The 20271-nt window shown below is 68.0% G+C and carries 25 protein-coding genes and 1 pseudogene; 18 read left to right on the top strand and 8 right to left on the bottom strand.

Annotated features, from left to right (window positions below; all coding sequences use genetic code 11):
• The first annotated feature begins 1 nt into the window (after position 1).
• A complete protein-coding gene (locus G6N13_RS21305; RefSeq protein WP_163700171.1) occupies positions 2–520 on the top strand; it encodes a 2'-5' RNA ligase family protein in 519 nt (172 codons plus the stop codon).
• A gap of 3 nt (positions 521–523) precedes the next feature.
• On the opposite strand, the gene G6N13_RS21300 is transcribed toward G6N13_RS21305, so the two are convergent.
• On the bottom strand, positions 524–1102 hold the full coding sequence (locus G6N13_RS21300) for a TetR family transcriptional regulator (protein ID WP_163700169.1): 579 nt from the start codon (positions 1100–1102) through the stop codon (positions 524–526).
• A gap of 72 nt (positions 1103–1174) precedes the next feature.
• Here G6N13_RS21300 and bioB point away from each other — a divergent pair, with 72 nt between their 5' ends.
• From bioB to G6N13_RS21285, 3 genes are read left to right on the top strand one after another with little or no spacing between them, the layout of a single operon-like run.
• A complete protein-coding gene (bioB, locus tag G6N13_RS21295) occupies positions 1175–2167 on the top strand; it encodes a biotin synthase BioB (RefSeq protein WP_179965173.1) in 993 nt (330 codons plus the stop codon).
• Between the two features lie 27 nt (positions 2168–2194).
• On the top strand, positions 2195–2422 hold the full coding sequence (gene bsaP, locus G6N13_RS21290) for a biotin synthase auxiliary protein BsaP (protein WP_163700163.1): 228 nt from the start codon (positions 2195–2197) through the stop codon (positions 2420–2422).
• Positions 2419–3003: a DUF2567 domain-containing protein gene (locus G6N13_RS21285; protein ID WP_163700161.1), complete on the top strand. Its 585-nt coding sequence runs from the start codon at positions 2419–2421 to the stop codon at positions 3001–3003. Before bsaP ends, G6N13_RS21285 begins: the two co-directional genes overlap by 4 nt.
• Here the strand turns inward: G6N13_RS21285 and G6N13_RS21280 are convergent.
• Positions 3000–4334 carry a lipase family protein gene (locus G6N13_RS21280; RefSeq protein WP_163700159.1) on the bottom strand — a complete coding sequence of 445 codons (1335 nt, stop codon included), beginning with the start codon at positions 4332–4334 and terminating at the stop codon, positions 3000–3002. The two genes, G6N13_RS21285 and G6N13_RS21280, sit on opposite strands and share 4 nt — an antisense overlap.
• Positions 4335–4378: 44 nt before the next feature.
• A complete protein-coding gene (locus tag G6N13_RS21275) occupies positions 4379–5071 on the bottom strand; it encodes an NUDIX hydrolase (RefSeq protein ID WP_163700157.1) in 693 nt (230 codons plus the stop codon).
• Between the two features lie 48 nt (positions 5072–5119).
• On the opposite strand from G6N13_RS21275, the gene nadA reads away from it, so the two are divergent.
• Genes nadA through nadC form a run of 3 tightly spaced genes read left to right on the top strand, consistent with a single transcriptional unit; the run spans position 5120 to position 8600 of the window.
• Positions 5120–6187, top strand: coding sequence for a quinolinate synthase NadA (nadA, locus tag G6N13_RS21270; RefSeq protein ID WP_163700155.1), 1068 nt, complete (start codon positions 5120–5122; stop codon positions 6185–6187).
• Positions 6184–7746 (top strand): L-aspartate oxidase, encoded by a 1563-nt coding sequence (locus G6N13_RS21265; RefSeq protein ID WP_163700154.1) that lies wholly within the window; start codon positions 6184–6186, stop codon positions 7744–7746. The genes nadA and G6N13_RS21265 overlap by 4 nt, the downstream gene beginning before the upstream one ends.
• Positions 7743–8600 carry a carboxylating nicotinate-nucleotide diphosphorylase gene (nadC, locus tag G6N13_RS21260; RefSeq protein ID WP_163700152.1) on the top strand — a complete coding sequence of 286 codons (858 nt, stop codon included), beginning with the start codon at positions 7743–7745 and terminating at the stop codon, positions 8598–8600. Before G6N13_RS21265 ends, nadC begins: the two co-directional genes overlap by 4 nt.
• A 4-nt stretch (positions 8601–8604) precedes the next feature.
• Here the strand turns inward: nadC and G6N13_RS25470 are convergent.
• Both G6N13_RS25470 and rhtB read right to left on the bottom strand, forming a co-directional pair.
• Positions 8605–8778: pseudogene (locus G6N13_RS25470) on the bottom strand (nitroreductase family deazaflavin-dependent oxidoreductase); the annotation flags it as partial.
• Positions 8779–8785: 7 nt separating this feature from the next.
• A complete protein-coding gene (rhtB, locus tag G6N13_RS21255; protein ID WP_163700151.1) occupies positions 8786–9421 on the bottom strand; it encodes a homoserine/homoserine lactone efflux protein in 636 nt (211 codons plus the stop codon).
• A gap of 78 nt (positions 9422–9499) precedes the next feature.
• Here rhtB and hisD point away from each other — a divergent pair, with 78 nt between their 5' ends.
• Genes hisD through hisI form a run of 8 tightly spaced genes read left to right on the top strand, consistent with a single transcriptional unit; the run spans position 9500 to position 15858 of the window.
• The gene (hisD, locus tag G6N13_RS21250; RefSeq protein ID WP_163700149.1) at positions 9500–10828 is read left to right on the top strand and encodes a histidinol dehydrogenase; all 1329 of its coding nucleotides are present in this window, start codon (positions 9500–9502) and stop codon (positions 10826–10828) included.
• Positions 10825–11958 (top strand): histidinol-phosphate transaminase, encoded by a 1134-nt coding sequence (locus G6N13_RS21245; RefSeq protein WP_163700147.1) that lies wholly within the window; start codon positions 10825–10827, stop codon positions 11956–11958. Before hisD ends, G6N13_RS21245 begins: the two co-directional genes overlap by 4 nt.
• A complete protein-coding gene (gene hisB / locus G6N13_RS21240; protein WP_163700144.1) occupies positions 11955–12563 on the top strand; it encodes an imidazoleglycerol-phosphate dehydratase HisB in 609 nt (202 codons plus the stop codon). The genes G6N13_RS21245 and hisB overlap by 4 nt, the downstream gene beginning before the upstream one ends.
• On the top strand, positions 12560–13180 hold the full coding sequence (gene hisH / locus G6N13_RS21235) for an imidazole glycerol phosphate synthase subunit HisH (RefSeq protein ID WP_163700143.1): 621 nt from the start codon (positions 12560–12562) through the stop codon (positions 13178–13180). The genes hisB and hisH overlap by 4 nt, the downstream gene beginning before the upstream one ends.
• 2 nt (positions 13181–13182) lie before the next feature.
• The gene (priA, locus tag G6N13_RS21230) at positions 13183–13917 is read left to right on the top strand and encodes a bifunctional 1-(5-phosphoribosyl)-5-((5-phosphoribosylamino)methylideneamino)imidazole-4-carboxamide isomerase/phosphoribosylanthranilate isomerase PriA (RefSeq protein ID WP_163700140.1); all 735 of its coding nucleotides are present in this window, start codon (positions 13183–13185) and stop codon (positions 13915–13917) included.
• A 5-nt stretch (positions 13918–13922) separates the two neighbouring features.
• Positions 13923–14741 (top strand): inositol monophosphatase family protein, encoded by an 819-nt coding sequence (locus G6N13_RS21225; RefSeq protein ID WP_163700138.1) that lies wholly within the window; start codon positions 13923–13925, stop codon positions 14739–14741.
• A complete protein-coding gene (gene hisF / locus G6N13_RS21220; protein ID WP_163700136.1) occupies positions 14741–15514 on the top strand; it encodes an imidazole glycerol phosphate synthase subunit HisF in 774 nt (257 codons plus the stop codon). The genes G6N13_RS21225 and hisF overlap by 1 nt, the downstream gene beginning before the upstream one ends.
• Positions 15511–15858 (top strand): phosphoribosyl-AMP cyclohydrolase, encoded by a 348-nt coding sequence (hisI, locus tag G6N13_RS21215; RefSeq protein ID WP_163700133.1) that lies wholly within the window; start codon positions 15511–15513, stop codon positions 15856–15858. Before hisF ends, hisI begins: the two co-directional genes overlap by 4 nt.
• Here the strand turns inward: hisI and G6N13_RS21210 are convergent.
• On the bottom strand, positions 15855–16652 hold the full coding sequence (locus G6N13_RS21210) for an ABC transporter ATP-binding protein (RefSeq protein WP_163700131.1): 798 nt from the start codon (positions 16650–16652) through the stop codon (positions 15855–15857). The genes hisI and G6N13_RS21210 overlap by 4 nt on opposite strands.
• Positions 16649–17266: a FadR/GntR family transcriptional regulator gene (locus tag G6N13_RS21205; RefSeq protein WP_235678110.1), complete on the bottom strand. Its 618-nt coding sequence runs from the start codon at positions 17264–17266 to the stop codon at positions 16649–16651. Before G6N13_RS21205 ends, G6N13_RS21210 begins: the two co-directional genes overlap by 4 nt.
• A gap of 110 nt (positions 17267–17376) precedes the next feature.
• On the opposite strand from G6N13_RS21205, the gene G6N13_RS21200 reads away from it, so the two are divergent.
• Entirely contained in the window at positions 17377–17604 is a 228-nt protein-coding gene (locus G6N13_RS21200; protein ID WP_163700129.1) for a hypothetical protein, read from the top strand.
• On the opposite strand, the gene G6N13_RS21195 is transcribed toward G6N13_RS21200, so the two are convergent.
• On the bottom strand, positions 17591–18046 hold the full coding sequence (locus tag G6N13_RS21195; protein WP_163700128.1) for a peroxiredoxin: 456 nt from the start codon (positions 18044–18046) through the stop codon (positions 17591–17593). The two genes, G6N13_RS21200 and G6N13_RS21195, sit on opposite strands and share 14 nt — an antisense overlap.
• Before the next feature lie 53 nt (positions 18047–18099).
• Here G6N13_RS21195 and G6N13_RS21190 point away from each other — a divergent pair, with 53 nt between their 5' ends.
• Together G6N13_RS21190 and G6N13_RS21185 are read left to right on the top strand one after the other, a co-directional pair.
• A complete protein-coding gene (locus tag G6N13_RS21190) occupies positions 18100–19650 on the top strand; it encodes an anthranilate synthase component I (RefSeq protein WP_163700126.1) in 1551 nt (516 codons plus the stop codon).
• Entirely contained in the window at positions 19647–20246 is a 600-nt protein-coding gene (locus G6N13_RS21185; protein ID WP_163700124.1) for a TIGR02234 family membrane protein, read from the top strand. Before G6N13_RS21190 ends, G6N13_RS21185 begins: the two co-directional genes overlap by 4 nt.
• Positions 20247–20271 lie beyond the last annotated feature (25 nt).

The following is a 20271-nucleotide window of genomic DNA, read 5'->3' as shown; positions in this document are numbered from 1 at the left end:
AATGGCGCACTCGATCGAACTTCTTCTCGACGAGCGCGCCGACACTGCCATCCGGCAGGTGTGGCAGGCGCTCGCCGATGCCGGCTTGCCAAGCCAAGTGAAGGTCGCCTCCCACACCAACCGCCCGCACATCACGCTGGTGGCCGCCGAGCGGATAGATCCGGGCATCGACGAGGAACTGGAGTGGCTGGTCGCGGAGCTTCCCTGGCCCGCCGTGCTTGGCGCACCGCTGGTCTTCGGCGGTGGGCGGCTGACGTTGGCCAGGCTCGTGATCCCGTCGGACAAACTGCTCGACACCCACGAGCTGGTCTACGACGAGTGTCGCCCGTACGCGAGGAACCTGTTCGCGCACTGCGCCCCCGGTCGGTGGACTCCCCATGTCACGCTCGGCAGGCGGCTCACTCCGGCGCACGTCGCCGAGGCACTGACTGTCGGCGGGATCACTGCCGATCTTGCGGCCGGCATCGTGGGGCTTCGGCGCTGGGACGGCGACGCCAAACGTGATTTCCTGATCGGTTGATGATCACACCGGCGAGGTCCGCCGCGCCGCAATCCCGTCGATGAGTAGCTGTACACCGAAGCCGAATCGGCGGCTGGGGTCGGCGCCGAGCACCGACTGTTCGTCGGGCAGGTCTACGCCCGCCGCATCCCACTGCAATCGCGACTGCTCGTCGGCGGTGAAGCCCAGCACGTAATAGAGGACAGTGCGAGCGGCGACCGCGGCGTGCCCTGAGTCGACGCCCGCTGCGGTAGCCGCGTCGGTCAGCCAGGCGAGGATCTGCGCCATCACCTCCGACTGGCCGGCGGCGAAACTCGCCGACACCAACTCGGCGCCGTCGGTGTGTGACAGCAGCGCATCGCGCAACTGAGCGCAGATCGCTGCGATGCGGTCGCGCCAGTCCGCGGAGACTTCATCGACATTCCCCAGGATCCGGTCGGCCACCGCGCCGAGTAGCTGTTGCTTGTTCGCGAAGTGCCAGTACAGCGCGCCGGGGGAGACGTTGAGCTCCTTGGCCAGCCGGCGCATCGACAGGTCGGCGATGCCGTAGTTGTCGAGCAGTGTTGTCGCCGCGTCGACCACGTCGGGTTTGTGGAGCTGCACACCCGGTACGCTACCCTGAACACTGTTCAAGTTCGCTGAACGTAGGAGGACATCCGGGTGACGCAGGCAGCGGTGGACGTATTGGCACTGGCACGCGAGCAGGTGCTCGAGCGCGGCGAGGGTCTGTCCCGCGACCAGGTGCTCGAAGTCCTGCAACTGTCCGACGACCACCTCGAGGAGCTGCTGGCCCTGGCTCATGAGGTCCGCATGAAGTGGTGCGGTCCCGAGGTCGAGGTGGAAGGCATCATCAGCCTGAAAACCGGTGGCTGCCCTGAGGATTGCCACTTCTGCTCGCAGTCGGGTCTGTTCGCTTCGCCGGTGCGCAGCGCCTGGCTCGACATTCCCAGCCTGGTCGAGGCGGCCAAGCAGACCGCCAAGTCTGGCGCCACCGAGTTCTGCATCGTGGCTGCCGTACGCGGGCCCGACGAGCGCTTGCTGGCACAGGTCGCCGCCGGTATCGAGGCCATCCGCAACGAGGTCGACATCCAGATCGCCTGCTCACTGGGGATGCTGACGCAGGAGCAGGTGGATCGCCTCAAGGAGATGGGCGTCCACCGCTACAACCACAACCTGGAGACCGCCCAGTCCTATTTCCCGAACGTCGTGACGACGCACTCCTGGGAAGAGCGCTGGGGCACGCTGGAGATGGTCCGCGAAGCCGGCATGGAGGTCTGCTGCGGCGGCATCCTCGGCATGGGGGAGACACTCGAGCAGCGCGCCGAGTTCGCCGCGAACCTAGCCGAACTCGACCCGCACGAGGTTCCGCTGAACTTCCTCAACCCGCGGCCGGGCACACCTTTCGGCGATCTGGAGGTGTTACCGGCGTCCGAGGCGCTCAAGGCCGTCGCCGCGTTCCGGCTCGCCCTGCCGCGCACGATGCTGCGGTTCGCCGGCGGTCGGGAGATCACCCTCGGTGACCTGGGCGCCAAGCAGGGCATCCTTGGCGGTGTCAACGCCGTGATCGTCGGCAATTACCTGACCACGCTGGGCCGGCCGGCGGAAGCGGATCTCGAGCTGCTCGAAGATCTGCAGATGCCGATCAAGGCTCTGAACGCCAGCCTGTAGCCGACCATCTGTACAAAGGGCAAGGTGATGGTCGAACAGCTGCCCGCACCGGTCGGTGCCGGGATCTACAACGTCTACACCGGCGGACCCGTCGGCAGTGTGGTGCCCACGGCGGCCCAGCTCGGGCTGGAGCCGCCGCGGTTCTGCGCTGAATGCGGGCGCCGGATGGTGGTCCAGGTCCGCCCGGACGGCTGGTGGGCCAAGTGTGCGCGGCACGGCCGGGTCGATTCCCATGATCTTGAGGCGCAGCGATGACGCGCGGCCGCGCGACCGGTGTTGTCGTGCTCGGGCTGACGCTGGCGGGCGCGGTGATCGGCGGCCTGTGGTCATGGCTGGCGCCCTCGGCCCACGGCGTGATCGCGCTGACCCGTTCCGGAGAGCGGGTGCAGACCTATCTCGGTGGTGAATCCGACCACCTCTTCGTGTCGGCGGCGCTGCTGATCGGACTGATGACGTCGGTGGCGATCGTGGCTGCCGTGCTGGTGTGGCAGTGGCGCGCCCACCGCGGACCGCTGATGGCGACGGCACTGTGGGTGGGGCTCGTAGCCGCGACGGGTGCCGCCGCAGCGGTCGGTGCGGTTCTGGTGCACTGGCGTTACGGCGGGGTGCCGTTCGACACCGCGCCGGTGACGCCGGAGCATCGGATCTTCTACTACGCCGAGGCGCCGCCGGTCTTCTTCGCGCGCGGCCCGTGGCAGGTCGCGACGACGCTGCTGTTCCCCGCGGCGGTCGCCGCACTCACCTATGCCCTGATGGCGGTGGCCACCCCACGTGACGACCTCGGGGTCGCACCGCCCGTGGAACGCAGCCCATTGGGCGCAGGCGCGCCAAACTAGAGCGGGCGGAACGGAACCCGGCCGCCGCAGACCACCCGCGCGACGATTCCGCCCAGGCGCAACATGCCCGCGTAGGTCATCGGGTTGAGCAGCGTCGGCCACTTGGTGCGCACGATGTGCTCGTCGATCGGGCGGCCGTCGAACCGGTCGATCAGCCAGCGCAGCGCCATCGGTGCCGACATCGGGTGCAGCAGCATGTGCTCGCTGAACATGTCCCGGTGGTAGGTGACCTGCGCGCCGCCGGAGGAGTAGGTGTGCGCCAGATCGTCGATGTCCTCGACGGCGATCACGGAATCGTGCACCGCCTGCACGATCAGCACCGGCAGATCCGGCACGGCCTTGCCGAGCTTGATGTCGTTGAAGACGTATTGCACCTCGGGCATCGCGAGCACGTCTTCCAGCGGCGGGCGCACCAGGTCGTCCATATCGGTGCGGAAGAGTCGGATGACGGCCTCGGCCGTCGTCATCTGCTCCAGCCGGCGCAGCAGCGCCTTCCCGTCCTCGGTCGCGTTCTCCTCGATGACCCGGTTCAAATCGGGGTAGGTCTTGGCCAGCGCGGACACCACCAGCGCGGGGAGCGCGGCCAGGTAGGAGCCGTTGAGCCGGCGGAAGGTGTGGCCCAGGTCGCCCACCGGTGAGCCCAGCACCGCACCCACGATGTTGAGCTCGGGGGCGTACTCGGCGTGCACTTCGGCCGCCCACGCGCTGGCCAGTCCGCCGCCGGAATAGCCCCACAATCCGACCTGGGTGTTCTCGGGGAGGCCGAATCGTTCGAAGCCGAGGACAGCCCGCAGACCATCCAGGACGGCGTAGCCGGGTTCGTAGGGGGCGCCCCAGATGCCGCCCGGGCCCTCGTGGTCGGGGACGGACACCATCCAGCCCTCGGCCAGCGCGGCCGCAATCAGCAGGTATTCCAGCTGGGCGATGGAGCCCAGGGACTTGGCCCGCCGGCGCAGCGCGTAGGACGGGAAGCAGCGCGAGGCCACCGCGTCGATGGCGCACTGATAGGAGACGACGTTGCGGACCTGAGCGGGGGGGTGGCCGGTCGGGATCAGCACCGTGGTGACGGTGGCCTGCGGCAGCCCGTTGTGGTCGGTGGTGCGGTACAGCAGCTGGGTGGCTTTGACGCGCTGCGGGATCAGCCCGAGAAAGCCCAGTTCGACGGTGCGGGAGCGCAGCACGGTCCCGGGGTCAGCGTGCTCGAACCCGGCGGGCGGCTCGTAGAAGGGATCGTCGACGGGCAGCAGCGGATGCGCACCGCGCTCGAGCTCCTCGTGCGGGGCGCGGCCAATCCATTCGGGGCTCGGGGCCCCGGAGCTGACCGGATGCATCCCGTCCTTCTTACCTTAAGAAGGGTCTAAGAATCCAGTGCGACTCATCCGGGCGGTCGTAGCGCAGCAAATTCGTCGGTCACCCGAATCTGTGAATCGGTGAAGCGATACAGGGCCGCCGGACGGCCGCCGGAGCGGCCCGAATGGGCGGTCGTCCCGGTCGGCGTGATGACGCCGCGGCGGGCCAGCACCCGTTGCAGGTTGGTGGCGTCGACCTGATAGCCCAGTGCCGCACCGTAGATGTCCCGCAGCGTCGAGAGCGCAAATTCCGTTGGCGCCAAGGCGAATCCGATATTGGTGTAGGACAGCTTGGCGGCCAGCCGGGTGCGGGCGTAATCCACCATCGGGGCATGGTCGAACGCCATCTCCGGCAGTGCGTTCACCGGATGCCAGCGGGTGTCGGGTGGCAGCACCGGGGTGGCGGGTGAGGGAATCAGCCCGAGGAATGTCGACGCGATCATGCGCACGCCGGGCACCCGGCCCGGATCGGAGAAGACGGCCAGCTGTTCCAAGTGGGCGATCTCACGTACGTCGACCTTCTCGGCGAGCTGCCGGCGCGCCGAACTCGTCAGGTCCTCGTCGGCGCGCAGCCGGCCGCCGGGCAGCGACCATTTGCCGCGCTCGGGCTCCAGTGCGCGTTGCCATAACAGCACGTTAAGCGACGGTTTACGGGAACTGACATCGCCAACCTGGAATACAACGGCGAGCACTTCGTGTTCGGTGCTAGTATGAGGCACGTTTTCGATTATAAGTCGAAAACCTCGAAAGCAAGACAGGAGGCGGAAATGACCGTCCTGGATCGAGCCGACGCCGTCGATAACGACCTAGCCGTCGATAACGACCTAGTCGCCCGCATCACCAACGGCCCCGCCGGCTACGCCGGCGTGAACGGTGACGAGGAATGGGCTGCCGAGGTGCGCCGGCTGGCTACCTTGCGCAACGCGACCATCCTCGCGCACAACTACCAGCTGCCTGCCATTCAGGATCTTGCCGACCATGTCGGCGACTCGCTGGCGCTGTCGCGGATCGCGGCCGAAGCCGCCGAAGAGACCATCGTGTTCTGTGGTGTGCACTTCATGGCCGAGACCGCCAAGATTCTGTCCCCGGAGAAGACGGTGCTGATTCCCGATCAGCGCGCCGGTTGCTCGCTGGCCGACTCGATCACCGCCGAAGATCTGCGGGGGTGGAAAGACGAGCACCCCGGTGCGGTCGTGGTGTCCTACGTGAACACCACCGCAGCGGTGAAGGCGCTCACCGATATCTGCTGCACCTCGTCCAACGCTGTCGAGGTGGTGGCCTCCATCCCTGCGGACCGTGAGGTGATCTTCTGCCCGGATCAGTTCTTGGGTGCCCACGTCCGTCGGATGACCGGCCGTACGAACCTGCACATCTGGGCCGGTGAATGCCATGTGCACGCGGGCATCAACGGCGACGAGCTGGCCGAGCAGGCCCGCACTCACCCCGATGCCGAGCTGTTCGTGCACCCCGAATGCGGTTGCGCCACATCGGCACTGTACCTCGCCGGCGAGGGTGCCTTCCCCGAAGACCGGGTCAAGATCCTGTCCACCGGCGGCATGCTCGACGCTGCCAAGACCTCGCACGCCAAGCAGGTGCTGGTCGCCACCGAGGTCGGCATGCTGCACCAGTTACGCCGTGCCGCACCGGGTATCGACTTCCAGGCCGTCAACGACCGGGCGTCGTGCAAGTACATGAAGATGATCACCCCCGCCGCGCTGTTGCGCTGCCTGGTCGAGGGCGCCGACGAGGTCGACGTGGATCCCGATACCGCCCGGCTGGCCCGTGCCAGCGTGCGACGGATGATCGAAATCGGTCAGCCCGGCGGCGGAGAATGACCAGCTCCTTCGCCTGCGGCGCCGGTGCCACAGGCGTGGATTGGCAGCAGCGCGCTGACGTCGTGGTGATCGGCACCGGGGTGGCGGGGTTGGCCGCCGCGCTGGCCGCGCACCGAAAGGGCAGCCGCACAATCATATTGAGTAAGGCACCGGATACCGCGACGTTCTACGCGCAGGGCGGTATCGCGGTGGTGCTGCCGCACACCGACGACTCGGTGGATGCCCATGTGCGTGACACCCTGACCGCCGGTGCCGGCCTGTGTGATCCAGACGCCGTGCGCTCGATAGTCGCCGACGGCTATCGCGCGGTGGCCGACCTGGTCGACGACGGGGCCCGATTCGACGAGAGTGCCCCCGGGCAGTGGGCCCTGACCCGGGAGGGCGGCCACTCCCGTCGGCGCATCATCCACGCCGGCGGTGACGCCACCGGTGCCGAGGTGCAGCGCGCGCTCGATCACGCGGCCGCCACCCTGGACATCCGCCGCAATCATGTTGCGCTGCAGATCCTGCACGACGATGCGAGCGTCACCGGAGTGCTGGTGCGCAACGCCGACGGGCTGGGGATCGTGCACGCCCCGTCGGTCATCCTCGCCACCGGTGGCCTTGGCCATCTGTACCGGGCGACCACGAATCCGGAAGGCTCCACCGGTGACGGTATCGCGCTGGCGCTGTGGGCCGGGGTCGGGGTCACCGATCTCGAATTCGTCCAGTTCCACCCGACGATGCTGTTCGACCGTGACGGGTCCGGGCGTCGCCCGCTGATCACCGAAGCACTCCGCGGCGAAGGTGCGGTGCTGCGTGATGCCCGCGGCGAGGCAATGACCACGCATCATCCGCTGGGCGACCTCGCTCCGCGCGATGTGGTGGCTGCGGCCATCGAGGCGCGACTGCGCGAAACCGGTGACGAGTGCGTATTCCTCGACGCGCGCGCGATTGACCAGTTCGCGCAACGCTTCCCGACCGTGACGGCTGCCTGCCGCGAGGCCGGCATCGATCCCACCCGCGAGCCGATCCCCGTCGTTCCCGGTGCGCACTACAGCTGCGGTGGTGTGGCCACCGATGTTCACGGACGCACCGATCTTCCTGGGCTGTTCGCGGCAGGTGAGGTGGCCAGGACCGGGATGCACGGCGCCAACCGGCTGGCCTCCAACAGCCTGCTGGAAGGCCTGGTCGTCGGTGCCCGCGCCGGCCGGACCGCCGTCGAGCATTCCCGTAACGCGGGCGCGCCGATGGCGAAAGTCGAAGAGCGCCAGCACACTGCACTCGACCGGCACACGCTCCAGGCCGCGATGACCGAACACGCCTCGGTGGTCCGCGACGGCGCCGGCCTACGCCACCTCGCCGAGACACTGAACGAGGCGACGCCGCGCCCGATGACCACCCGCGCCGCCGCCGAGGACGTCGCACTGACGGTGACCGCTCGCGCGGTGGCCGCAGCGGCCTTGGCGCGCACAGAATGTCGTGGTTGCCACCATCGCGGCGATCATCCCGACACCGATCCGGCTCAGGCTTTCAGCCGCACTCTGCACGGCGACCACGCGGAGGCGTGCCTGCGATGACACTCACCGACGACGAGCTGGCCGAAGCTCGCATCACGATTCGACGCGGCCTCGACGAGGACCTGCGCTACGGACCCGATGTCACCACGTTGGCCACGGTCCCTGAAGACGCCACCACGGTGGCCGCCCTGGTCTCGCGGCAGCCCGGGGTAGCCGCCGGCATCGACGTCGCGCTGCTGGTTCTCGACGAGGTGCTCGGTGGGAACGGCTACCGCGTCATCGACCGCGTCGCCGACGGCACCCGGCTGGATGCCGGCACGGCGCTGCTGCGGGTAGAAGGCCCGACCCGGGGATTGCTGACTGCCGAACGCACCCTGCTCAACCTGGTCTGCCACCTGTCCGGCATCGCCACCGCGACCGCGGCCTGGGTGGACGCGGTCGAGGGTGCCAAGGCCGAGATCCGCGACACCCGCAAGACGCTGCCGGGGCTGCGGGCACTGCAGAAGTACGCCGTGCGGGTCGGCGGCGGCGTCAATCACCGGATGGGCCTCGGCGATGCCGCGCTGATCAAGGACAACCATGTCGCGGCCGCCGGTTCGGTGGTCGCCGCGCTGCGGGCCGTCCGCGCGGCCGCCCCGGACCTGCCGTGCGAGGTCGAGGTCGACACCCTCGAACAGCTCGATGAGGTGCTCGCCGAGGATGTGCAGCTGATCCTGCTGGACAACTTCCCGGTCTGGCAGACCCAAATCGCCGTGCAGCGCCGCGATGCCAACGCACCAGGGGTTCTCTTGGAGTCCTCGGGAGGCCTGGGGCTGGATAGCGCCGCCGAATACGCTGGCACCGGAGTGGACTATCTGGCCGTCGGCGCGTTGACCCACTCGGTGCGGGTTCTCGACGTCGGCCTGGATCTGTAGCAGCGGGCAGCGCCGGGTCGTCGGTGCCGGCGGTCACCACGCGCGGGTTCACCAGATGCAGGGTGTGGCGTCCGTGGCGGATATTGGCCTCGCCCGCGGCCAGAATGTTCTTGACCCAGTTGGTCTTTCCGTGCCCGAGCATGACGGCCAGGGTGTCGCCCTTGCGGAAGGCCGACACGCCCACGTTAGGCGGCCGCGCCCCGGCGCACCAGCGACAGCACCACCGCGGCGGTGGCGAACAGGCCTGAGAACGTCCGGTTCATCGCGGTCTGCTGGCGTGGGGTGCGCAGCCAGCCCAGCAGCCGGGCCGCCAGCCCCGTGTAGCAGCCCATCACCACCAGATCGACGACCACCATTGTCGTGCCGATCGCCAGGTATTGGGGGAGCAGCGGGGCGGTCGGCACCACGAACTGCGGCAGCACCGCGAGCAGGAACACCAGGCCCTTGGGGTTGGTGACGTTGACCAGAATTCCGCGGACGAGCAGGGTGCCTCGCCCACCGCCGGTGTCCACCCTGACCTGTTGATCCAGGTCAAAGGGCTTGCTGCGCCACTGCCGGACGGCCAGATAGACCAGGTAGACGACGCCGATCCACTTGATGACGGTGAAGGCGACGACGGATTGCGCCACCGCCGCGCCGAGCCCAACGGCGACCGCCACCAGCTGCAGCATCAGGCCGATCTGCAGCCCGGTGATGCTCCAGTAACCGCGGCGCAGACCGTACGCCAGGCCGGTCGCCATGGACTGGATGGCACCAGCGCCGGGGGACACACTGATCGCGATCGCGGCACCGACGAAGGCCAGCCACAGCTCCCATTGCATAACCGCAGTATCCGGGCTGCGGTGCCCCGAGCTCAACGGATTTTTATTCGGGTGCATCGATACGGGACAATTGAACCGATGACCAGCTTCGCCATGAACCGGATCGATCTGCGTGGCCGCACGCTGACCGCCGCCCAGCTGCGCGCGGCGCTCCCGCGCGGCGGTGTGGACGTTGACGCCGTGGTGCCCACGGTTCGCCCGATCGTCGACGATATCGCCGAGCGCGGTGCGGTGGCCGCGCTGGAGTACGGCGAGCAGTTCGACGGGGTGCGCCCCGCGACGGTGCGCGTTCCCGCCTCCGCGCTGGCGGCGGCGCTCGCCGAGCTCGATCCCGACGTGCGCGCCGCCCTCGAGGTGGCCATCGAGCGCACCCGGATCGTGCATGCCGACCAACGTCGCACCGACACCACCACGACCCTGGCACCCGGTGCCTCGGTCACCGAGCGCTGGGTTCCGGTGGAGCGGGTGGGCCTGTATGTGCCGGGCGGCAACGCGGTCTACCCGTCGAGCGTGGTGATGAACGTGGTGCCCGCGCAGACCGCCGGCGTCGATTCCCTGGTGGTGGCCAGCCCGCCGCAGGCGGCGTTCGGCGGACTTCCGCACCCGACGATCCTGGCGGCGGCGGCACTGCTCGGTGTCGACGAGGTGTGGGCCGTCGGGGGTGCGCAGGCGGTGGCGCTGCTGGCCTACGGCGGCACCGACACCGACGGCGCCGAGCTCGTGCCGGTCGACATGGTCACCGGGCCCGGAAATATCTACGTCACTGCAGCCAAGCGAATCTGCCGCTCGCAGATCGGTATTGATGCCGAGGCCGGTCCCACCGAGATCGCGATCCTGGCCGACCACACCGCCGACCCGGTCCACGTCGCGGCCGACCTGATCAGCCAGGCCGAGCACGATGTGATGGCCGCCAGCGTGCTGGTCACCGACAGCACCGCGCTGGCGCAGGCCACCGACGCCGAATTGGCCGTGCAGCTGGAAACGACCAAACATCGCGAGCGGGTCACCGAGGCGCTGCGTGGGCGGCAGTCCGGCGTCGTGCTGGTCGACGATATCGACACCGGGGTACGTGTCGTGAATTCCTATGCTGCTGAACATTTGGAGATCCAGACCATCGATGCCGGTGAGGTGGCCGGTCGCATCCGCGCGGCCGGGGCGATCTTCGTCGGCCCGTGGTCGCCGGTCAGCCTGGGCGACTACTGCGCCGGGTCCAACCATGTGCTGCCCACCGCCGGGTGTGCGCGGCATTCGAGCGGACTGTCGGTGCAGACCTTCCTGCGCGGTATCCACGTCGTCGACTACACCGAGGCGGCGCTGAAGGATGTTTCCGGCCATGTGATCACGCTGGCCACGGCCGAGGACCTGCCTGCGCACGGCGAAGCGGTCCGGCGGAGGTTCGAGCGATGACCGTCCCCGGAGCCCAGGTGACGCTGGCGGATCTGCCGCTGCGCGACGACCTGCGCGGCAAGTCTCCCTACGGCGCACCACAACTCGACGTGCCGGTCCGGCTGAACACCAACGAGAACCCGCACCCGCCGAGCGCGGAGCTGGTCGCGGACGTGACGCGTTCGGTGCAGGCGGCAGCCGCCGAACTGCACCGCTATCCCGACCGGGACGCCGTCGCATTGCGCGCCGACCTGGCCGCCTACCTGCGGGCTCAGACCGGTGTCGAGGTGCAGACCGAAAACCTCTGGGCGGCAAACGGATCCAATGAAATCCTGCAGCAGCTGCTGCAGGCGTTCGGCGGCCCGGGCCGCAGCGCGATCGGGTTTGTGCCGTCGTACTCGATGCACCCCATCATCTCGAACGGCACCCAGACCGAGTGGATCGAGTCGGTGCGGGCAGCGGACTTCAGCCTCGACGCCGACACCGCGGCGACCGTGATTGCCGCCCGCGATCCTGACGTGGTGTTCGTCGCGAGCCCCAACAACCCTTCCGGGCAGAGCATTTCGCTAGCCGATCTGCGCCGTCTTTTGGATGCCATGGGTCATAGCATCCTCATCGTCGACGAGGCCTACGGCGAGTTCTCCAGCCAGCCCAGTGCGATCGCGCTGATCGACGAGTACCCGAGCCGGCTCATCGTCAGCCGTACCATGAGCAAGGCGTTCGCGTTCGCCGGTGGCCGGTTGGGTTATCTGATTGCCGCCCCGGCGATCATCGACGCCGTGCTGCTGGTCCGGCTGCCGTATCACCTATCGGTGGTCACCCAGGCCGCGGCGCGGGCCGCGCTGCGGCACGCCGATGACACCCTGGGCAGCGTCGCGACACTGATCGCCGAACGGGAGCGGGTCAGTGCCGCGCTGGCCGATCTGGGATATCGCGTCATTCCCAGTGACGCGAACTTCGTGCTGTTCGGCGAGTTCACCGACGCTCCGGCGGCCTGGCAGCGCTACCTCGACGACGGTGTCCTGATCCGCGATGTCGGAATCGGTGGATACCTGCGCACCACAATCGGATTGGCCGACGAGAATGACGCTTTCCTGGCCGCCAGCGCACGGCTGGCCAGCGCCCAACTTGCCCAACGAGGAGCGACATGAGCCGCATCGCCAAGGTCGAACGCAAAACCCGCGAGTCTGACATCGTCGTCGAGCTGAACCTGGATGGCACCGGGGATGTCAGCGTGCACACCGGGATCCCGTTCTTCGACCACATGCTGACCTCGCTGGGGACCCACGCCAGCTTCGACCTGGCCGTCACCGCCACGGGCGATGTCGATATCGAGGGCCACCACACCATCGAGGACACCGCGATCGTGCTGGGGACCGCACTGGGGCAGGCCCTCGGAGACAAGAAGGGCATCCGCCGTTTCGGCGACTCCTTCATCCCGATGGATGAGACGCTGGCCCATGCTGCCGTCGATGTGTCCGGGCGGCCGTATTTCGTGCACACCGGCGAACCGGAATACATGGTCGATTTCACAATCTCCGGCTCTAGCGTGCCCTACCACACGGTGGTCAACCGGCACGTGTTCGAGTCGCTGGCGTTCAACGCCCGCATCTCGCTGCACGTGCGGACCCTCTACGGCCGCGACCCGCACCACATCACCGAGGCGCAGTACAAGGCGGTGGCTCGGGCGCTGCGGCAAGCCGTTGAGCCGGATCCGCGGGTGTCGGGCGTGCCGTCCACCAAAGGTTCACTGTGACAGCTAGATCCGTCGTGGTCCTGGACTACGGCTCGGGCAACCTGCGCTCGGCGCAGCGGGCGCTGGAACGTGTCGGCGCCGACGTGGAGGTGACCGCTGACGCGCAGCGCGCACTGAACGCCGACGGTCTGGTGGTTCCGGGCGTCGGCGCCTACGAGGCCTGTATGACCGGGCTGCGCGGGATCAGCGGCGAGCACATCATCGCCGAGCGGGTGGCCGCGGGCCGGCCGGTGCTCGGCGTGTGCGTGGGAATGCAGATACTGTTCTCGCGCGGTGTGGAATTCGGAGTCGAGTCGACGGGCTGCGGCCAGTGGCCGGGATCGGTGACCCGTCTAGATGCGCCGGTGATTCCGCACATGGGCTGGAATGTCGTCGACGCGGCTCCGGGCAGCTTGCTGTTCAAGGGTTTTGACGCCGACACCCGGTTTTACTTCGTGCACTCCTACGCCGCCCAGAAGTGGGAGGGCGCACCTGACGCGCTGCTGAGCTGGGCCGACCACCATGTGCGGTTCTTGGCCACCGTCGAGGACGGTCCGTTGTCGGCGACACAATTTCATCCGGAGAAGAGTGGTGACGCTGGTGCGGCGCTGCTCGCGAATTGGGTTGAGGGGCTTTAAGAGTGGCACTGATTTTGTTGCCTGCTGTCGACGTGGTCGAGGGCAAGGCGGTGCGCCTGGTGCAGGGCAAGGCCGGCAGCGAGACCGAATACGGCTCGGCGCTGGACGCCGCGCTGACCTGGCAACGTGACGGTGCCGAATGGATCCACCTGGTGGACCTCGACGCCGCGTTCGGCCGTGGCTCCAACCGTGAATTGCTCGCCCAGGTGGTCGGTTCGCTCGACGTGAACGTCGAGCTCTCCGGGGGAATCCGCGACGACGCGTCGCTCAAGGCTGCCCTGGCCACCGGGTGCGCCCGGGTCAACATCGGCACCGCGGCGCTGGAGAACCCGCTGTGGTGTGCCGCGGCGATCGCGGAGTACGGCGACAAGGTGGCTGTCGGCCTCGACGTGCAGATCGTCGAGGGGGAGCACCGCCTGCGCGGCCGGGGCTGGGAGACCGATGGCGGCGATCTGTGGCATGTGCTGGAACGCCTTGACAGCGAGGGCTGCTCGCGCTTCGTCGTCACCGACGTCACTAAGGACGGCACCCTGACCGGACCCAATCTAGACCTGCTCGAGGGTGTTGCCGAGTGCACCAACGCTCCGGTGATCGCTTCCGGCGGGGTCTCGAGCCTGGATGATCTGCGCGCGATCGCGACACTGACCGACAGTGGAGTAGAGGGCGCAATCGTCGGAAAAGCGCTCTATGCAGGCCGATTCACGTTGCCGGAGGCGCTGGCCGCGGTGAGCCAGTAACCTGGATGGCTGCACAGTCGGTAGACCTTGAGGCCCTGGTGGCCCAGGCATCGGTGATCCTGGACGAGGCGTCCGAGCCGTTCATCGCCGGGCATCGAGCCGCGTCGGCCGTGCAGAAGAAGGGCACTGACTTCGCCACCGAGGTCGACCTGGCCATCGAGCGGCAGGTAGTCCAGGCGCTGGAGTCGGTCACCGGGATCGGGGTGCACGGGGAGGAATTCGGCGGCGCCCCGATCGATTCTCCCCTGGTATGGGTGCTCGACCCGATCGACGGCACGTTCAACTACGCCGCCGGCTCACCGATGGCGGCGATCCTTCTGGGGCTGCTGCGCGATGGCGAACCGGTTGCGGGGCTGACTTGGCTACCGTTCACCGATCAGCGCTACAGCGCGATACAGGGTGGACCGGTCTTCTACAACGGCGTCGCCCAGCCCTCGATCGAGCACAGTGAGATCGGGCAGTGCGTGATCGGCATCGGCACCTTCAACGTTGACTGGCGCGGACGTTTCCCGGGCCGCTATCGACTGGCAGTGCTGGAGAACCTCAGCCGGGTCTGCTCGAAGCTGCGGATGCACGGTGCCACCGGCGTCGACTTCGCCTACGTCGCAGGCGGAGTCATGGGCGCGGCGATCAGTTTCGGCGACCACATCTGGGATCACGCCGCCGGCGCAGCGCTGGTCCGCGCCGCGGGTGGAGTCGTCACCGACCTGTCCGGTCAGCCGTGGACCCCGTCGTCGCGTTCGGCGCTGGCCGCCGCGCCCGGCGTGCACCTTCACGTCATGGAGATCCTGGAGAAGATCGGGAAACCGGAGGATTACCTGTAATGGATGTCGCCGTACGTGTGATTCCCTGCCTGGACGTCGATGCCGGGCGGGTGGTCAAGGGCGTCAACTTCGAAAACCTTCGTGACGCGGGCGATCCCGTCGAGCTGGCCGCCGCCTATGACGCCGAGGGTGCCGACGAGCTGACGTTCCTGGACGTCACCGCGTCCTCGTCGGGGAGATCGACGATGCTCGATGTGGTGCGCCGCACCGCCGAACAGGTGTTCATCCCGCTCACCGTGGGCGGTGGCGTGCGCTCGGTGGCCGACGTCGATATCCTGCTACGGGCCGGCGCGGACAAGGTGTCGGTGAACACCGCCGCAATCGCACGTCCGGAACTGCTGGCCGAGTTGTCCCGCCAGTTCGGCTCGCAGTGCATCGTGTTGTCGGTGGACGCTCGCACGGTGCCTGCCGGTTCGGTGCCAACCCCGTCGGGCTGGGAGGTCACCACCCACGGCGGGCGGCAGGGGACCGGTATCGATGCTGTCGAATGGGCAACGCGCGGAGCCGAACTCGGAGTCGGCGAGATCCTGCTGAACTCAATGGACGCCGACGGCACCAAGGCCGGCTTTGACCTCAAGATGTTGCGTGCGGTGCGCAAGGCTGTCGCGGTACCGGTGATCGCCAGTGGCGGTGCCGGTGCGGTGGGCGATTTCGCACCTGCGGTGGAGGCCGGCGCCGATGCGGTGTTGGCGGCGAGTGTCTTTCACTTCCGCGAGCTGACCATCGGACAGGTCAAGGCGGCGATGGCCGCGGAAGGAATCGTGGTGAGATGAGCCTCGATCCGGATATCGCCAACCGGCTCAAGCGCGATGCCACCGGGTTGTTCGCGGCGATCGCGCAGGAGCGTGGCACCGGCGACGTGTTGATGGTGGCCTGGATGGACGATGAGGCCTTGGCCCGCACGCTGGAGACGCGGGAAGCCACCTATTACTCTCGCTCCCGCGGCCAATACTGGGTCAAGGGTGCGACGTCCGGGCACACCCAGTACGTGCGTTCGGTGCGGCTGGACTGCGACGGCGACGCGGTGTTGCTGGAGGTTGATCAAGTCGGGGGAGCGTGCCACACCGGCGATCACAGCTGCTTCGATGCGGATGTGCTGCTCGGTCCCGAGAGCTAGACGTCGATCGCGTTGGCCTTCGCGCGTGCCGTCCAGCGGCTTTCGTCGTAGCCGACTGCGATCGGGTGTGCGAACGCCGTCGTGACGTTGTCCGTTGAAATCGTCTCGCGGGCAGGGCCGCTGGCCACGGTGCGGCCATCGGCGATCAGCAAGGCGTGTGTCGTGGTCGTCGGCAACTCTTCGAGGTGATGGGTCACCAGGATCGAGGCGACATCGGGATGCGTGCGGTCGAGGGTGTCGATGGTCTCCAGCAATTGCTCGCGCGCCGCGACATCCAGCCCGGTCGTCGGCTCATCGAGCAGCAGCAGATCGGGCTCTGAGACCAGTGCCCGCGCAATGAGAGCGCGGCCCCGCTCGCCCTGGGACAGTGTCGGCCACACATCGTCGGTCTTGCGTGTCATGCCTACCGCGGCGATCATCGCCGCAGCCCGTTCACTCTCGGCCGGGCTTGGCGTCCAGCGCGTCGGGAGGTCGATGGTGGCGGTGATGCCGGTCAGCACCACCTCGCGCACGGTCAGCGAATACTGCAGCCGATGGCGGGGATTCACGTGTCCGATCGACCGGCGCAGTGCGGCCAGATCCGTGTGGCCCATCTGGCTGCCGAGGATCGACACCGCACCGGTGGTCGGAAACGTCACCGCCGCGCAGAACCCGAGCAGGGTGCTCTTCCCGGCACCGTTAGGCCCCAACAGCGCCCAATGTTCACCCGCCTGAACCGTCAGCGAGATGCCGTTGATGATCTGCTTGCCGTTGCGCCGGAATGTCACATCACGTAGCTCGAGAACCGGTGTCACGAGAAGGCCTCCTTCAACGAGGTCAGATGTGAGCGACTGGCGGCAGCGGCCGCGACGGGATTGCGGTCGGCGATCGCGTCCGCGAGTTCCCGGTGTGGAGCATGGTCGGCTTCTTCCGACGGCACCGGGTGAATCTTGAGCATGTCGATCATCGCCAGCCGCAGTCGCGGCAGGAATGCGTCGAACAACTGCGTCAGCACGTCGTTGTGCGCGGCTGCGACGACCGCTCGGTGAAACGCGGCGTCGGCGTCAACATGGTCGGGGACCGCCAAACCCGTGACGCCGCGGGCAGCCAGTGCGCGGCGGATCGTGCGGAGATCGGCAGGGGTGCGCCGGGTCGCCGCGAGCGCGGCGGCCTCGGCTTCGATCGCGATCCGCGCTTCGATCACGGCCGCGATGGTCGTGCGCCGCAGGATGGTGTCCCAGTCCTCGACGGCTTCGGTAGCCGTCACGAACACCCCGGCGCCCTGGCGGCTGTCGAGTACGCCCTTGCCGGCCAGTTCGCGGACCGCCTCGCGCAGCGTCGAGCGGCCGACGCCCAACTGTGCGGCCAAGGTGGTCTCACCCGGAAGCCGGTGTCCGAGCGGCCATTCGCCGCCCCGGATGCGCGTCATCAACAGCTGGGCCGTCTGCGCTGCGAGCGGGTGGCGCTGCACTTGGGTAATACGGGAAATCACCACGAACCTCTCTACTTGTCTGAGGAGTAGTGCACAGCCTTATCACTATGACAGGTGCGCTCGTGCTTACTCGCCGCGGCCACCTTCGGGGAAGGGGGGGCTTCGCTTATGTGCTGCTGATCGAGTATGGAATTGATCTGCCCCGGGAGATGCAGATCGACGTCGCGCGACGGGTCCAAGCGCTCGCCGACGAACGTGGCGTCGAGGTCAAGCCTGTCGAGCTGTACGACCTTTTCGTCGCCGCCGACAGCGAGAGCGCGCTCAACGCGATCTGAGTACCTCGAGTGCCTTGTCGGCGTGGGCGTCCATGTTGACCTCGCTGGAAATGACCTCCAGCACGGTGCGGTCGGTGTCGATCACGAACGTCGTGCGCTTGACTGGGATGAGCTTGCCCAGCAGTCCGCGCTTGACGCCGAAGGCCGTGGCGATCGCACCGTCGGCGTCGGATAGCAGCGGGTAGTCGAAATTCTGCGAGTCAGCGAACCGGGCCTGCTTCTCGACCGCGTCGGTGCTGATGCCCACCCGGCTGGCACCCAAGGCGGCGAACTCCGAGCCAAGATCCCGGAAGTGACAGGCTTCCTTAGTGCAGCCGGGTGTCATCGCGGCGGGATAGAAGAACAGCACGATAGGCCCATCGGCCAGCAGGCTCGTCAGCGAGCGCACGGTGCCGGTCTGATCCGGCAGTTCGAAGTCTGCGACCCGGTCTCCACGTCTCATGGGAGCAGGCTACGCCCGTCAAACCGGGCCAGCGGGTCTGGGAGGATGTACCCGTGCAATCCAACCTCGCCGGAGCCGCTGGGCCGGCGACATCCGCGACCGCCACCACCACACGCGAGGAGTTCCGTGCGCTGGCCGCCGCGCATCGCGTGGTGCCGGTGACCCGCAAGGTGCTCGCGGACAGTGAGACACCGTTGTCGGCGTACCGGAAACTGGCGGCCAACCGGCCCGGAACCTTCCTTCTCGAATCCGCCGAGAACGGCCGGTCGTGGTCGCGCTGGTCGTTCATCGGGGCGGGGGCGCCCTCGGCGCTGACGGTCCGCGACGGAGAAGCGGTCTGGCTGGGCACCACCCCGCAGGACGCCCCGGCCGGCGGCGACCCACTGGCGGCGCTGCGCCAGACGATGGCACTGCTGTCGACAGGTCCGCTCGCGGGTATGCCGCCGCTGTCGGGCGGCATGGTCGGGTTCTTCGCCTACGACTTCGTCCGGCGCCTCGAACGGCTGCCCGCATTGGCGGTCGACGACCTCGGCCTGCCTGACATGCTGCTGCTGCTGGCCACCGATCTGGCCGCCGTCGACCACCACGAGGGCACGATCACGCTGATCGCCAACGCGGTGAACTGGAACGGCACCGACCAACGGGTCGACTGGGCCTACGACGACGCCGTCGCCCGCCTCGACGTGATGACCGATGCTCTGGGTCAGCCGCTGTTATCGAGCGTGGCGACGTTTTCCCGGCCGCAGCCCCAGCACCGCTCGCAGCGCACTCCCGAGGAGTACAGCGCGATCGTCGAGCGGCTGGTGAAGGAAATCGAGGCCGGTGAAGCCTTCCAGGTGGTGCCGTCCCAACGATTCGAACTGACAACCCAAGCCGATCCCATTGATGTCTACCGGATGTTGCGGGTCACCAACCCCAGCCCGTACATGTACCTGCTGCATATCCCGGATGAGACTGGGGGAACGGCATTTTCGATCGTCGGTTCCAGCCCGGAGGCGTTGGTGACGGTCAACGACGGTTGGGCCACCACGCATCCGATCGCGGGCACGCGGTGGCGCGGTCAGACCGAAGAGGAAGACCAGCTGTTGGAAAAGGAGCTGCTCTCCGATGAGAAGGAACGCGCCGAGCACCTGATGCTGGTGGATCTCGGCCGTAACGACCTGGGGCGCGTGTGTGTGCCGGGTACCGTGCGGGTGGAGGACTACAGCCACATCGAGCGCTACAGCCACGTGATGCACCTGGTATCCACGGTCAACGGTTTGCTTGCGGAGGGCCGGACCGCTCTGGACGCGGTCACGGCATGCTTCCCGGCCGGCACGCTGACAGGTGCGCCGAAGGTACGTGCGATGGAACTCATCGAAGAGGTCGAGAAGACCCGTCGCGGCCTCTACGGCGGCGTCGTCGGGTATCTGGACTTCGCCGGTAACGCCGACTTCGCCATCGCGATCCGCACCGCCTTGATGAGCAAGGGCACCGCCTACGTGCAGGCCGGTGGCGGGGTGGTGGCCGACTCCAACGGCCCGTACGAATACACCGAGGCATCCAACAAGGCCAAGGCGGTGCTCAGCGCAATCGCGGCCGCGGAAACGCTGGGTGCCCCGTGATCCGCATCGGTCAGCTGTTGCTGGTGGTGGCCGCCCTGCTGCTGTGGGGTGGGTCGCGGCTGGTCTGGGTCTCGGTGACGTCCTCCGACGGCCTCGGGCAGCCCAAGACCATCACGCTGACCGGTGCCGACTGGTCCAACGCGCTGTTGCCGCTGGCTGTGCTGCTGCTGGCGGCGGCGGTGGCCGGTTTGGCGGTGCGGGGCTGGGGCCTTCGCGCGGTCGCGCTGCTGATCGCGATCGTCACACTGCTGCTGGGCTACCTCGGGGTCAGCCTGATCGTCACCCCTGATGTCGGCCCGCGCGCAGCCGATCTGGCCCAGCTTCCGGTCGCATCGCTGGTGGCCAGCAGCAGGCAGTACGTGGGTGCCGGGCTGACCGTCGCCGCCGCCGTGTGCGCGCTTGTCGCCGCCGTGCTGCTGATGCGCTCGGCCGGTTCAGGGCGGGGCGCCCTGGCCAAATACGCCGCACCTGCTGCCCGCCGCAGCGCCGTCCGCAGCGCGGACGCCGACCCGGCACTGTCGGAGCGGGGCATGTGGGACGCCCTCGACGAGGGCGTCGATCCCACGGAGCGACGCCCCGAGACCGAGGGTCGGTGACGAATGCGCGGCGAACTACGACTAC

The organism is Mycolicibacterium sarraceniae (assembly GCF_010731875.1).
Taxonomy (GTDB): Bacteria; Actinomycetota; Actinomycetes; order Mycobacteriales; family Mycobacteriaceae; genus Mycobacterium; species Mycobacterium sarraceniae.
Note: the sequence above shows the minus strand (reverse complement) of the source record. Positions and strands in the feature narration are given on the sequence as shown.

Excerpts from the sequence above, each read along its gene's own strand:
- G6N13_RS21195 (WP_163700128.1), bottom strand. The coding sequence starts at position 18,046 with ATGAGACGTGGAGACCGGGTCGCAGACTTCGAACTGCCGGATCAGACC.
- hisD (WP_163700149.1), top strand. The coding sequence starts at position 9,500 with ATGACCAGCTTCGCCATGAACCGGATCGATCTGCGTGGCCGCACGCTG.
- G6N13_RS21305 (WP_163700171.1), top strand. The coding sequence starts at position 2 with ATGGCGCACTCGATCGAACTTCTTCTCGACGAGCGCGCCGACACTGCC.
- G6N13_RS21285 (WP_163700161.1), top strand. The coding sequence starts at position 2,419 with ATGACGCGCGGCCGCGCGACCGGTGTTGTCGTGCTCGGGCTGACGCTG.
- G6N13_RS21225 (WP_163700138.1), top strand. The coding sequence starts at position 13,923 with ATGGCTGCACAGTCGGTAGACCTTGAGGCCCTGGTGGCCCAGGCATCG.
- hisB (WP_163700144.1), top strand. The coding sequence starts at position 11,955 with ATGAGCCGCATCGCCAAGGTCGAACGCAAAACCCGCGAGTCTGACATC.
- G6N13_RS21280 (WP_163700159.1), bottom strand. The coding sequence starts at position 4,334 with ATGCATCCGGTCAGCTCCGGGGCCCCGAGCCCCGAATGGATTGGCCGC.
- rhtB (WP_163700151.1), bottom strand. The coding sequence starts at position 9,421 with ATGCAATGGGAGCTGTGGCTGGCCTTCGTCGGTGCCGCGATCGCGATC.
- G6N13_RS21205 (WP_235678110.1), bottom strand. The coding sequence starts at position 17,266 with ATGACGCGCATCCGGGGCGGCGAATGGCCGCTCGGACACCGGCTTCCG.
- nadA (WP_163700155.1), top strand. The coding sequence starts at position 5,120 with ATGACCGTCCTGGATCGAGCCGACGCCGTCGATAACGACCTAGCCGTC.
- bsaP (WP_163700163.1), top strand. The coding sequence starts at position 2,195 with ATGGTCGAACAGCTGCCCGCACCGGTCGGTGCCGGGATCTACAACGTC.
- G6N13_RS21265 (WP_163700154.1), top strand. The coding sequence starts at position 6,184 with ATGACCAGCTCCTTCGCCTGCGGCGCCGGTGCCACAGGCGTGGATTGG.
- G6N13_RS21200 (WP_163700129.1), top strand. The coding sequence starts at position 17,377 with ATGACAGGTGCGCTCGTGCTTACTCGCCGCGGCCACCTTCGGGGAAGG.
- nadC (WP_163700152.1), top strand. The coding sequence starts at position 7,743 with ATGACACTCACCGACGACGAGCTGGCCGAAGCTCGCATCACGATTCGA.
- hisI (WP_163700133.1), top strand. The coding sequence starts at position 15,511 with ATGAGCCTCGATCCGGATATCGCCAACCGGCTCAAGCGCGATGCCACC.
- hisF (WP_163700136.1), top strand. The coding sequence starts at position 14,741 with ATGGATGTCGCCGTACGTGTGATTCCCTGCCTGGACGTCGATGCCGGG.
- G6N13_RS21245 (WP_163700147.1), top strand. The coding sequence starts at position 10,825 with ATGACCGTCCCCGGAGCCCAGGTGACGCTGGCGGATCTGCCGCTGCGC.